General features: G+C 59.2%; 13 protein-coding genes and 1 pseudogene. 10 read left to right on the forward strand and 4 right to left on the reverse strand.

From position 1 onward, the window contains the following. Nucleotides 1-102: 102 nt before the first annotated feature. Both MA884_RS12905 and MA884_RS12910 read left to right on the forward strand, forming a co-directional pair. Complete coding sequence (locus tag MA884_RS12905) at nt 103-1,368, forward strand: hypothetical protein (RefSeq protein WP_256230892.1); 1,266 nt, start codon at nt 103-105, stop codon at nt 1,366-1,368. 77 nt (nt 1,369-1,445) lie between these two features. Further along, nucleotides 1,446-1,661 (forward strand): annotated as a pseudogene (locus tag MA884_RS12910) (VOC family protein); the annotation flags it as partial. A gap of 58 nt (nt 1,662-1,719) precedes the next feature. On the opposite strand, the gene MA884_RS12915 reads toward MA884_RS12910, so the two are convergent. The 3 genes from MA884_RS12915 to MA884_RS12925 all read right to left on the reverse strand — a co-directional run bounded on the left by MA884_RS12915 (nt 1,720) and on the right by MA884_RS12925 (nt 2,820). Beyond that, entirely contained in the window at nt 1,720-1,950 is a 231-nt protein-coding gene (locus MA884_RS12915) for a DUF6429 family protein (protein ID WP_256230893.1), read from the reverse strand. Between the two features lie 138 nt (nt 1,951-2,088). After that, nucleotides 2,089-2,574 carry a DUF2442 domain-containing protein gene (locus MA884_RS12920; protein WP_256230894.1) on the reverse strand — a complete coding sequence of 162 codons (486 nt, stop codon included), beginning with the start codon at nt 2,572-2,574 and terminating at the stop codon, nt 2,089-2,091. 3 nt (nt 2,575-2,577) lie between these two features. After that, nucleotides 2,578-2,820 carry a DUF4160 domain-containing protein gene (locus MA884_RS12925; RefSeq protein ID WP_256230895.1) on the reverse strand — a complete coding sequence of 81 codons (243 nt, stop codon included), beginning with the start codon at nt 2,818-2,820 and terminating at the stop codon, nt 2,578-2,580. Between the two features lie 133 nt (nt 2,821-2,953). Here MA884_RS12925 and MA884_RS12930 point away from each other — a divergent pair, with 133 nt between their 5' ends. Next, complete coding sequence (locus tag MA884_RS12930; RefSeq protein ID WP_256230896.1) at nt 2,954-3,358, forward strand: DUF488 domain-containing protein; 405 nt, start codon at nt 2,954-2,956, stop codon at nt 3,356-3,358. Nucleotides 3,359-3,667: 309 nt separating this feature from the next. Here MA884_RS12930 and MA884_RS12935 read toward each other — a convergent pair whose 3' ends face one another. Further along, nucleotides 3,668-4,633 (reverse strand): LysR family transcriptional regulator, encoded by a 966-nt coding sequence (locus tag MA884_RS12935; RefSeq protein WP_256230897.1) that lies wholly within the window; start codon nt 4,631-4,633, stop codon nt 3,668-3,670. Nucleotides 4,634-4,929: 296 nt separating this feature from the next. Between MA884_RS12935 and argH the strand changes: the two genes are divergently transcribed. The 7 genes from argH to MA884_RS12970 all read left to right on the forward strand — a co-directional run bounded on the left by argH (nt 4,930) and on the right by MA884_RS12970 (nt 12,188). Then, a complete protein-coding gene (gene argH, locus MA884_RS12940; RefSeq protein WP_256230898.1) occupies nt 4,930-6,357 on the forward strand; it encodes an argininosuccinate lyase in 1,428 nt (475 codons plus the stop codon). Between the two features lie 89 nt (nt 6,358-6,446). Further along, nucleotides 6,447-7,325, forward strand: coding sequence for an amino acid ABC transporter permease (locus tag MA884_RS12945; RefSeq protein WP_256230899.1), 879 nt, complete (start codon nt 6,447-6,449; stop codon nt 7,323-7,325). Nucleotides 7,326-7,335: 10 nt separating this feature from the next. Continuing rightward, on the forward strand, nt 7,336-8,100 hold the full coding sequence (locus MA884_RS12950; RefSeq protein WP_256230900.1) for an amino acid ABC transporter ATP-binding protein: 765 nt from the start codon (nt 7,336-7,338) through the stop codon (nt 8,098-8,100). Between the two features lie 39 nt (nt 8,101-8,139). Beyond that, on the forward strand, nt 8,140-8,964 hold the full coding sequence (locus MA884_RS12955) for an ABC transporter substrate-binding protein (protein ID WP_256230901.1): 825 nt from the start codon (nt 8,140-8,142) through the stop codon (nt 8,962-8,964). A gap of 149 nt (nt 8,965-9,113) precedes the next feature. Beyond that, entirely contained in the window at nt 9,114-9,962 is an 849-nt protein-coding gene (locus MA884_RS12960; RefSeq protein ID WP_256230902.1) for a polysaccharide deacetylase, read from the forward strand. Further along, nucleotides 9,955-10,842 carry a polysaccharide deacetylase gene (locus MA884_RS12965; protein WP_256230903.1) on the forward strand — a complete coding sequence of 296 codons (888 nt, stop codon included), beginning with the start codon at nt 9,955-9,957 and terminating at the stop codon, nt 10,840-10,842. Before MA884_RS12960 ends, MA884_RS12965 begins: the two co-directional genes overlap by 8 nt. Continuing rightward, nucleotides 10,839-12,188, forward strand: a complete 1,350-nt coding sequence (locus MA884_RS12970) for an MmgE/PrpD family protein (RefSeq protein WP_256230904.1) — start codon at nt 10,839-10,841, stop codon at nt 12,186-12,188. Before MA884_RS12965 ends, MA884_RS12970 begins: the two co-directional genes overlap by 4 nt. The last annotated feature ends 36 nt before the right edge of the window (nt 12,189-12,224 follow it).

The following is a 12,224-nucleotide window of genomic DNA, read 5'->3' on the forward strand; positions in this document are numbered from 1 at the left end:
TACGGCCTTTGATTGAGCGGATCGGGTGGATTTTTTCGATGGGCGGTGAACTGCGCACGGGGCGGCACGCTGACGCTGGTGTAGGCGGATCAGGGTTATGACTTGTGGAATCTGGATGCCGGTGGCGACGATTATCGGCCGGTGGTTTTCCCCTCGGATCAGCGCGAGGCGTTTGCCAGGCATTGGCAAAGCCCGCGTGGGGAGCCGAGGTTCACGGCCACGTTAATCGAGCCGCCTGCGATAAAAGAGCGCAAACCGGCCAAACCCAAGCGCGGTAAGGTGAAGTGGCTGCAGGAAGACCAAGAGGATAGCATTGAGCCATTAACCCCAAGGAAGCCCGAAGATGCCTGGAACGCCCGCCCCGCTGAGCTTCACAACGAAGATCCGCTCATGAACCTCCTCACCGCCGACGCCGTCGGACAACGTTCTATGTTTCTTATCATCGTTTTATCCTGCTTGCTTGTCCTTGGCATCACGAAGACTTTGAGCAAAGCCAATCAGAGATCGAATCAAGACTCTCAGCTGTTCATGTACGGAGCCATTGCCACCTCCTTCATCATAATCATGTCTGCGGTACTGATTTGGGGCAGCAATGATCTTCCCGCATGGCTTCAAGGCATCGGCAGCATCTACGCAATCATCGTGGCAATACTCGTCTCTCGGCATGAAGGCCGAAATGCCCAGGCAAGAAGCAGACGGGAACGAGCAGAAGATCACAGGCGTGAAGCCCAAAGAGTCAATGAAGAGAAGATAGAAACCACCAGGGCCATTTACCAGATCGTGCTCCGCGCGTTCATGAGCTTCAGCTACGTGCGTGAGAATGCCTACGACAAGAGCCTGTCAGCCAAGGATATCGGCCCGCGCAAGGGCGAGCCGGAGCTGAAAATAAAAGGCGGCAAACAATGGAGATCATTGGGTTTCAAGGCTGCCGACATTCGCGTACAGCTTCGACAACTGGAGGCATTTGTAGAGCAACTGGAAAAAATTTCACCCTTTGAGCACAGAGATGCAGTTCTCGCCTTGCTGACATCCGAATTCTGCGCCTCGATCAAAGTGTTACTTGCCGATTTGAAGACCGGTTGGAATATCGCAAGTCTACAAACTCCACCCGCTCGCGCGGCAAAATCGACGATCAAGTACCCTCCTTGCGTCAAAAACGCCACCTATACCGAAACCGAAAAACTCATTGGTGTCACCGAGTATTTGGCCCATGGGATTTTTCACATGTACCTGGATGAGCCGGAGTGTAATCGTATCGAGGAGGTTTTCCTGAGTTGGACCCAAAGGGCAAATAAAATTTTTTCAAGTCATGGGCTCCAGGTGTCATCCGGTGCGCAAGAGGATATTTATCAGGCACAGCAGGGCTGACTTTTGCGACGACATTCCAACACAGGTAGCGATGGTGAAGTAACCCGTTAGTGGCTAACACTGAACAGGAGGCCCGCATGAGGAACTTCACGATCCAACACATCGACCACATCGTCCTGCGCGGAAAAGACATCGAGCGCAGCCTCGCTTTCTATACGTCGGTGCTCGGTTACGAGCTCAAGAAACGCAGGGACGATCTTGGAATGATTCATCTCAGCACCGGTGTATCGATGATTGATCTGGTTGATATCGAGGGGCCGCTTGGTCGCCAGGGTGGGCCGGCGGCCGGTAAGACAAAACCTGCCAACCCCGGCTGGCTTCCGGCGAGCGATCACGAGGCGACGCGCACCCTCAACTCTTCTTTCCAAACAACCGGTCGGCAATCTGGCGACCTCGCTCCAACCCTTCCTCCGTCAACCAGATCGACTTGTTCTTGTTTACCGGATCGCTGATGAGACCTTGTTCATGCAATCGGCTCATGACCTCGAAGTCGAAACCTTTCCAGGCGTTGCCGGTGTCGGAACTGAAGGCTGCCAACAAGGCAAGCACAGCTTCTTCTATCAATCTGTCGTCGTAATCCATGGTCGCGGCTCCGCTCGTGTTTAGCTGGTAACGCCGACTTTATGTGTTAGCGCTCCCTAAACCTTATCTGGTCAAAGATAAGCAGAGAGTTTAGCTATCCAGTGCAGCTGTGCAGCCGCGACACGGAGGCTTGGTTCATCAGGCCACTTGCGACGCCTTTCTGTTCTCAGCTTTTGTCACTTTCTTGCCCTTGTGCTCAAACTCCCATCCCTTACAGGCCAGGGCCACATGCTTGGGAATCAGTGAGGTACCGCTGCTGTAGGCGGTGATGGTGCGACGGGTAAAGCCCAGTTCCTGTGCGGCGGTCGTCAGCGAGAGCTTGTTGTCAGCCATCCAGCGTTTGAATGCCTGAGTCGGCATCACCTCCCCGGTTTGCTCCAGAGCCAGTCGATGCAAGGTGACAGCCGCCAATTCAAGGTCGTCACCCCAGCTCACATCAAAACCCCACTCACCCACTTGGGCGGTGCCGAACAACGACAGATCCTCTAGGGGTTTGAGCACCGGGAATTGTCGGATGTGTTCTCGCAGGTCTACGTCGTAGTGCTTACCGTTGGCAAACTCCACCTGCAAGGTATGTTTGCCGGGGACAGGCTTCACGTTGTTGATTCTGGCTTTGCTGATCATGGGTCAGCTCCTCCGATTCTGTTCATTCCACACGCGCTGCAGATCAGCCGTGTGATTTGCCGCCCACGCCAAGGCAGCCTTCAGGGCTTTAGGGTTGGCCCCTTTGCCAAGCACCTTGAACCCATCGATCTCCACCAACGACTCACCATCGGGCGTTTGCACATGAAAATGCGGCGGCGCGTGATCGTCCGGGTAGATTTTTATTTTCCAGTTACGGTCGCTGTATAGGGTTGCCACGCGTGACATGCTAGGGAAATTTTTTCTCTAGCACAAGGGCGCGATTGTTCTGCGAAGTGGAGCTGGATCGGTTGAGGATCTGGCTGCCCCGTTGCCGTCGGCCTATTCTGACGCTATCCCCTCTCCCACAGGTATGCCCCTCATGATCCACTGCAAACGAGCCTACGAAGCAGCGAGCACTGAAGATGGCGTGCGGGTTTTGGTGGACCGTCTATGGCCGCGTAATTGTCGCAAGGACAAACTCCCGATTGCCGAGTGGCTGCCGGAGGTGGCGCCTTCTCATGAATTGCGCAAGGCGTTCAAGGCGGGGGCGGTTTCGTTCGAGCAGTTCAAGGTGGCCTATCGCAAGGAGTTGGCTGCCCGGCCGCAGTGTTGGTGGCCGTTGGTGGATATTGCGCGGGACGGCAATCTCACTTTGGTGTATGCAGCCAAGTCCACGGTCGAGAACAATGCCGTGGTGCTGGCTGAATGGTTGGAGGATGAGGTGGAGAAGCGGGCGGAAGGGAGTTCGCCTGTGTGCTACTTAGCTGAGTTTCCGGAGTGCTGATTGCTTGGCTTTCGTCATGTTCGCCGTACGCTGCCGCCGCAGATATCTCAGTTTGACGAGCTGACGTGGGGATGATTTCAAAGGTTTGGCTTCGAGAGGCGTTTGATCATGGCGTTAGCCGGTAAACCGGATGAGCACGGTTTTTGGCGACAACTGAGCTACGCGCTGAAGCGTTAAGCTTCGCCGCATGCCTCTGCAAGAGCTGCCCGAGACCGCAATCTTTTGGTTTTACTCTTTATAGACCTTGAAGCCGCCAAAAGATCGCAATGCCAACAGGGACGGGAGTTATCTGTTACTGAGTGATTGTTATCAAGTCGACGCCTTCAAATCGACGCCCAATGCCTGGGCAAATGCCTTCACCAGCGGACTGCGCACGGTGTTGTGACGCAGGATCAGATTAAACGGTGTGCTGATGTGAATGAGGTCCGGCCGCAAGGCTCGCAATTGCCCTTCAGACACCATCGACGCGGCGTAATGCTGCGGTAGAAAACCCACGAAGCGCCCGGTCTTGATCAGCAGCGCCACGGCTTCCACCTGGGTCGCCGAGGCGGAAAAACTGTCGTAGCGGGCAAAATTCAGTTTGTCGCGATGGATCGCGTAGCGATGGTTGATGCACTCGTACTCCTTGAGTACGTTGCTGCCGATTTCTGCGTCCGGCACCGAGAACAACGGGTGGCCGATCGCGCAGTAAATCTCTGAGCATTCTTCATACAACGCGTAATAGTCGAACTCTTCGCGCTTCTGATAAACCGGCACGATACCGGCCACCAGGCGTCCCTCTACGACCCCTCTTTCAACCTCATCCAGTTGTGAGGTCTGAAGTTGAAACCTTACTTTCGGTGACTCTTTATTTATTCGTTCAAGCGCCGCAACTAACGGTGAATTAATGTCGGAAATAGTATTGTCAATAACGCCCACTCCCAGGTCACCAACAAGTTCATTCTGCGCGGAACTAAGCCGATCACGAAAGTTATCGACCGAGGCAAATAAATCAATCGACGCCTGATAGACCAATCGGCCTTCTTCGGTCAGATGAAAGCCCTCGCGACCTCGGGTGCACAAGCGCATGCCGATACGAATCTCAAGGTCGGAAATTTGTTTGCTGATGGCCGCCAACCCCACATTCAGCTCGTTCTGCGCCGCACTGAAACCGCCAGCCTCGACCACGGCCTTGAACACTTTGAGCAGTTTGAAATCCAGCCCGCTGAGGGCCAGCGGCGCCCGATGCGCCGTTTTCGGCGCCGGGTTTCCGGAATTGGAAAGTGGGGTTTCCATAATGCCTATTTACCTCTGGCGCGCTATTCAACAACCTGTGTCCAACAACAAAAATAAAGCTGGCCAATAATAATGAACACAGAAAACCAGGCTTGGCAACCGCTAATAATCCCCGTACTTCAGTGCCAACTCACTGACTTCGAACTGCTAAAAGCTGACACTTCGATCAGCTCTCGCAACGCTGCAACTGCCCTCTTGAAAACTGCTTAGGCCGAACCACGCCCGAATTATTTCCGGCGGGTGTTCCCGGCTCTTCGCATCCATTTCAGTTCGCTTTATCGACGAGGAAAACAACAATGTCTCAACCCACCCAACGTCTCTGGGGGGCCCGTTTCAAAAGCGGCCCATCCGAAGCCCTGGCGGCCCTGTCCCGTTGCCCTGAGCGTTACTTTCGCCTGACCCCGTATGACCTCGCCGGTTCCAAGGCCCATGCCCGTGAGCTGCAACGCGCCGGACTGTTGAGCGAGCAGGAAACCCGCACCATGCTCGACGCGCTGGAAGGTATCGGCGCTGATTTTAAAGCCGGCAGCATCACGCCAACGCTGGATGACGAAGACGTCCACACGTTCATCGAACGCCTGCTGACCGAGCGCCTCGGCCCATTGGGCGGCAAGCTGCGCGCCGGCCGTTCGCGCAACGACCAGACCGCCAACGACCTGCGTCTGTTCCTGCGCGACCACGTGCGCACCCTGGCCGTCGAAGTACTTGCCTTGCAACAGGCGCTGGTCGATCAGGCCGAACAACACATCGAAAGCATCTGCCCAGGCTTCACTCACCTGCAACAGGCGCAACCGATCGTCTTTGCTCATCACTTGCTCGCTCATGCCCAATCGATGCTGCGTGACGTGCAACGACTGGTGGACTGGGACATCCGCACCGCGCTGTCGCCACTCGGCGCCGCCGCCATGGCCGGTTCCGCCATCGCGCGCCTGCCGCAGCAGTCGGCCAGGGAAATGGGTTACAGCGGCGTCTGCGAAAACTCCATCGATGCGGTGGCCAGCCGCGATCACGTCGCCGAATTCCTGTTTATTGCCAGCATGCTCGGGATCAACATTTCCCGCCTTGCCGAAGAATTCTGTCTGTGGTCATCGCGGCAATTTCGCTGGGTTAGCCTGGACGATGCCTACGCCACCGGCAGCTCAATCATGCCGCAGAAGAAAAACCCGGACATTGCCGAACTGGCCCGGGGCAAGGCAGGTCGCCTGATCGGCAACCTCACGGGCCTGCTCTGCACCCTGAAATCGCTGCCGCTGTCATACAACCGCGACTTGAGCGAAGACAAGAACGGCGTGCTCGACAGCGTCGACACTTTGCTGCTGGTCCTGCCCGCCATGACCGGGATGGTCGCGACCATGAAGGTCAACGTTGAAGAGTTGCGCCGCCAGGCACCGCTCGGGTTCACCCTCGCGACCGAAGTAGCCGACTGGCTGGCGGTGCGCGGCGTGCCGTTCAAGGAAGCCCATGAAATCACCGGCGCGCTGGTTCAGGCCTGTGAGAAACACGACATCGAGTTGTGGGAAGCCTCGCCGGCGCTGTTGGCCGAAATCGATCCGCGCCTGACCCCGGAGGTACGCGACAGCCTGACGCTAGAAGCCGCCATCGCGGCCCGTAGCGGTTGGGGTGGTACCGCGCCGCAGCAAGTGCGCGAGCAGATCGGCCGGTTGAAGACCGCCCTCGCCGCGCAACACGAATGGACCGAGAACTATCAGGGCTTGCGCCTCTGATAGACAACACAAAACTCGGTAGGCGCCGGCAGGCCGGCGCCTACAAGGAAATGTGTTTGACCTGCAATACCCGTGTTCGGAGAAACAACATGAGTCAGACTCAGGCAGAACGACTTCAGGCGGAGCGCAAGCTGGCGGAAAACCAGTTTGATATCACCCAGTACGATCACGTGCCTCGGCGTTATTACGGGCGGATTTTTTTCGCCACCGTGATCCTCATAGCGATCGTCGGCCTGGTGCGCGCCTTTGCCGAAGGCAAGATCGAATGGTCGTACATCGGCCAGTTCCTCACCTCCCAAGCGATCATGTGGGGCTTGCTCAATACCATCGTCATGGCCGTGCTGGCGATGGGGCTGGGTATTGTGTTCGGGGTGATTACGGCGATCATGCGCATGTCGGCCAACCCGATCCTGCGTTACGTGGCGGTGACCTACACCTGGCTGTTTCGCGGCACGCCCCTGATCCTGCAACTGCTGTTGTGGTTCAACCTGGCGCTGATCTTCCCCACCATCGGCATCCCCGGCCTGTTCGAAATGGACACCGTGAGCCTGATGACGCCATTCGCGGCCGCCCTCCTGGGCTTGAGCATCAACCAGGGTGCCTACACCGCCGAAGTGGTGCGTGCCGGTCTGTTGTCGGTGGACACCGGGCAGTACGAAGCCGCCAAGTCGATCGGCATGCCACGCCTGCAAGCGCTGCGGCGGATCATCCTGCCGCAGGCGATGCGGATCATCATTCCGCCGGTCGGCAACGAGTTTATCGGCATGGTGAAAATGACCTCGCTGGCGAGCGTCATCCAGTACTCGGAACTGCTCTACAACGCCCAGAACATCTACTACGCCAACGCCCGGGTGATGGAGCTGCTGATCGTCGCGGGTATCTGGTACCTGGCCACCGTCACCGTACTGTCCTTTGGTCAAAGCCGTCTGGAGCGTCGTTTCGCTCGCGGCGCCGGCAAGCGTTCTTGAGGAGCCCCACATGAGAAGCATCGTCAAGGCCGTGAGTCTGAACAAGTATTACGACCAGTTCCACGCGCTCAAAGACATCAATATCGAAGTCGACCAAGGTGAAGTGCTGTGCATCATCGGCCCGTCCGGTTCCGGTAAAAGCACCTTGCTGCGTTGCGTCAACCAACTGGAAAAGATCGACAAGGGCGGCCTGTGGGTCGATGGCGAACTGGTGGGTTACCGCATCGTCGGCAACAAACTGCACGAACTCAACGAGTCCCAGATCGCCCGTCAACGTCTGTCCACCGGCATGGTGTTCCAGCGTTTCAACCTGTTTCCGCACATGACTGTGCTGCAAAACATCATCGAAGGGCCGTGTCAGGTGCTCAAGCGTTCGCCCAAAGAGGCGAATGAAGAAGCCTTGGAATTGCTCGCCCGCGTCGGCCTGACCGACAAGCGCAACAGCTACCCGATCGAGCTTTCGGGCGGCCAGCAGCAACGCGTCGCCATTGCCCGTGCATTGGCCATGCGGCCCAAGCTGATGCTGTTCGATGAACCCACTTCGGCACTCGACCCGGAACTGGTCGGTGAGGTGCTGTCGGTGATGCGCGACCTCGCGCAGACCGGCATGACCATGATCGTCGTCACCCATGAACTGGGCTTCGCTCGCGAGGTTTCCAACCGCATGGTGTTCATGGACGGCGGGCAGATCGTGGAGGCTGGAAGCCCCGAAGAAATACTAATAAGTCCGCAAAACCCTCGCACCCAAAGCTTCATTTCTGCCGTTCGAACCTAAGCGCCCGTTGGCGCTCACAACACTCAAAAGAGAACGACCATGAAGAACTTCGTAATCCCAGCAGTACTCGCAGGCTTGATGGCCTCCAGCTTCAGCTTCGCCGCCGAACTGCCGGCCAGCATCAAGGATAAGGGCGAGATCGTCGTCGCGATCATGCCGAACTATCCGCCGATGGATTTCAAGGACCCGGCCACCAACCAGTTGACCGGCCTGGACTATGACCTGGGCAACGCCTTGGCCGAACGCTTGGGCATCAAGATCAAATGGCAGGAAACTGGCTTCGAGCAAATGATCAACGCGCTCACCACCGACCGCGTCGACATGGTGCTGTCGGGCATGACCGACACCGCCGAACGTCAGGCCAGCGTGACCTTCGTCGACTACTTCACCAGCGGTCCGCAGTTCTACACCCTGCAAAAGAACAAAGACACCAACGAGATCATCGACCTGTGCGGCAAGAAAGTCGGCACCAGCCGCCGCACCACCTTCCCATCGGAAATCGCCGAGTGGAGCAAGGCCAACTGCGAAGCAGCGGGTAAACCGGCGATCAACGTGGTGGGCACCGAAGGTTCCGCCGACGCCCGTGCGCAACTGCGCCAGAGCCGTATTGACGCGGCGATGCAAGGCAGCGAAACCCTGCCGTACCTCAAGACCCAGGAAAAGGACATGTACAAGACCGTGGGCCTGCCGATCTCGTCGCAGTTCACCGGCCTGGGCGTCAGCAAGAAAAAACCGGAGCTGAGCGAGGCGGTGAAAGTCGCGCTGCAGAGCATGATCGACGACGGCAGCTACCAGGCGATCCTGAAGAAGTGGGAGCTGGAGTTGGGCGCGATCAAGACGGCGACGATTAACGCCGGGAAGTAACCCGCAAGGAACAAGCCTGTCCGTTTGTTGTGGGAGCGAGCCTGCTCGCGATGGTGTGTCAGTCGACACGGGTGCGCTGATACGCCATCGCGAGCAGGCTCGCTCCCACACGGGTTGGGCTTTACCTATGAAATAGCTGGAGCACCACGATGTCCTCCTCACCCCAACCCACCTGGCCGGCGCCGCACAAAGCCTGCCTGGCCCTGGCCTTCGACCTCGACGGCCCCACCGGCGATGCCATGCTCAACGGTTCGATCTGGCACAAGCCCGAGTATTTCGGATTTGGCGGTTATGGCCCTTACCGGGCGCTGCCGCGACTGCTCGATCTGCTCGACGCCTTCGGCATCCCGAGCACTTTTTTCGTCCCGGCCTGGGTCGTGGAGAACTGGCCGAAGCAGTGCCAGGCGATTGTCGAGCGCGGGCATGAGGTGGCGTACCACGGCTACAAACACGAATCCTTTTATGCCCTGACGCTGCAACAGCAGAAGGACGTGATGAAGCGCTGCCGCGAGGTGTTCTGGAACCACCTGAACATCCGCGCCGAAGGCTTTCGCACCCCCTCCGGCGACTGGCGCGCCGAGACCCCGGCGATGCTGGTCGAGGCCGGCGTCACCTATTCCAGCAGCATGCGTGGCGATGACCGCCCGTACCTGGTGAAGGTGCCGGGTTTCGACACGCCCCTGGTGGAGATTCCCGGTCGCTGGGAAATGGATGACTACGCCTCACTGGCCTATACCCGCGCGCCGGATTTTCCGTCAGGGCTCGATCGCACCGCCAGTTATGAGCTGACCCTGGACAACTGGTGTCGCGAATACGACGGCGCCATGAATGAAGGCCTGTGCCTGACCACCCTGTTCCATCCCAAGATCACCGGCAAGCCGGGACGCATCCTGCTGCTGGAAAAACTCTTCGAACACATGCGCCAGCGCAACGACGTGTGGTTTGCCACTTGCCGCGATGTCGCGCAATGGTGGCTCAAGGAGCATCACCATGGCTGATTCGGTTTTCTGGCCCCAGGGCTACCGCTGCGCTGTCGTGTTGACGGTCGATTACAACGACATCCACGGCATTCTCACCCAGGCCCCGGAAGTCGCCGGACGCGACAAGACCCTGTCCGTGTGGCGCTACGGCACACAACGGGGTGTCGAGCGCCTGTTGGGGCTGTTCGACGAACTGAAGGTGTGCAGCAGTTGGTTCGTTCCCGGCATCGTTGCCGAGGAAAACCCGCAGCACATCCAGGCGATTCAAGCAGGCGGGCACGAGATTGCCTGCGCCGGTTATCGCCACCGCAACTACGACACCCTCGATCTGGCGCAGCAGCGTGACGAAGTCGCCCGAGGGTGTGCAGCGTTGCAGGCGCTGACCGGCCAGCGCCCCAGCGGTTTTCGCATCCCCGCCGGCAATGGCGCACCGGGGTTCATCGAGGCCTTGGGCGAACACGGCATAAGCTGGTCGTCGTCATGGCGTGGCGATGATTTGCCTTTCGCTCACCCCACGGCACCCGGGATTATCGAACTGCCCTTGCACTATGAACTGGAGGACGAGCCCTACTTCGCCTTCAACCTGAGCCCGGCGGTGCCGCCTGCGCAATCGCGGATCGCTTCCTACAGCCACACGCTGGGCAATCTGCAAATGGACTTCGCCGGGTTTCACCGCTTCGGCCTGTGTTACGTACTGCGCCTGCATCCCGAGATCATCGGCACGCCCGGGCGGATCGGCGTGTTGCGCGAGCTGCTGCGGGGCATCCAGCAGCACGATGATGTATGGATCGCCCGAGGTGGCGAAGTCGCCCAATGGTGGGCGGACTCGGCGCTGCCAACGGCCGACGATCACCCCGCCTCGGTGTACGAGCGGCACTATCGGGACTACCTGCTATGACCGAGCGCCTGCAGCGACTGGCGCAGTTCTGCGTCGACAGCCGCTTCGAAGACTTGCCAGCAGCGCTGGTGGCGCAAGCCAAGCGGCACATCCTCGATACGTTCGGGGCGGCATTGGCCGGCGCGGACAGCGACGTCGCACGACAGGCGCGTCAGATCTTCGAGGGCGAAACCGGCAGCAGCCTGGTCTGGGGCACCAACCTGCGACTCGGCGCAGCCCAGACGGCGATGCTCAACGGTGTCGCCGCGCATGCGCTGGAACTGGACGACACCGGTGGCTGCGACCACTCCGGGGCGGTGGTCCTGCCAGCGGCGATGGCTGCGGTGTCGATGGTGCCCGGAACGGTCAACGGTCGTGAGCTGATCACGGCCGTGGTGCTTGGTTATGAAGTCGGTCGCCGGGTGCTCGAAGCCTGCGGCGGCTATTCGGCGCACAACGGCGCTGGCTGGCATTCCACTGCCACCTGCGGGGTGTTCGGCGCGGCAGCCGCCAGTGCGCGTATCCTGCGACTGGACGCCAGGCAAACGCTCGCTGCGCTTGGCATTGCCGGCAGCTTCAGCGGGGGCTTGTGGGCGTTCATCCATGACGGTTCACAAAGCAAGAAGCTGCACAGCGGCCGTGCGGCTGAAGGAGGATTGCTGGCCGCGCGGTTTGCCCAGCAGGGCATCACCGGGCCGGCCAGGCTGTTCGATGACGTCTGGGGCGGTTTTCTCAAGACCCTGGCCGGGCCGACGGCAGAACCGCAAGCGCTGGACGCGGATCTCGGATCGGTGTGGAAACTCGCACGCTGCTCGATCAAGCCCTATGCCTCGTGCCGTGGCACCCATTCGGCCATCGATGCGCTGGGGTTGCTGCTGGATCAGTTGCAAGTCGATGCCGATCAGGTCGAAGACATTCAGGTGTCGTTGTGCGGTTTTCTGCAAGACATGTGCGGTGGCCAGGATGTCAGCACGCTGCCGGCGGCGCAGATGAGCCTGCCTTACGCCTTGGCGGCGCGGCTGGTGCACGGGCATTGCGGACTTGAAGCCTATGATGAGACCGCGCGCCGCGACCCGCGGATTGACCGCTGGTTGTCGCGCATTCGCCTTGAAGTGGACCCGCTACGGTCAGAGGATGGCGAACCTGTGGTCTGCGTGCGGACCGTGGACGGCCGGCAGGCGCGATGGTGCGTCGATCCGCCCTTGGGTGCGCCAGCCAATCCGTTGAGCGATGCGGCGCTGGAGCAGAAATTTTTCAGCCTGGCGGAGCGAGTGATGCCGCGGGTGCAGGCTGAGGCGTTGCGGGGGCAATTGGCGCGGCTGGAAGCGCTGGAGTCGGTTGGACTGCTCGAGCAGTGGTTGGGTTGAAAAGTTTATTGCCTGCTCGCGATGGCTGTACCTCGG

The sequence above is a fragment of the Pseudomonas sp. Q11 genome, from assembly GCF_024494355.1.
GTDB lineage: Bacteria > Pseudomonadota > Gammaproteobacteria > Pseudomonadales > Pseudomonadaceae > Aquipseudomonas > Aquipseudomonas hefeiensis.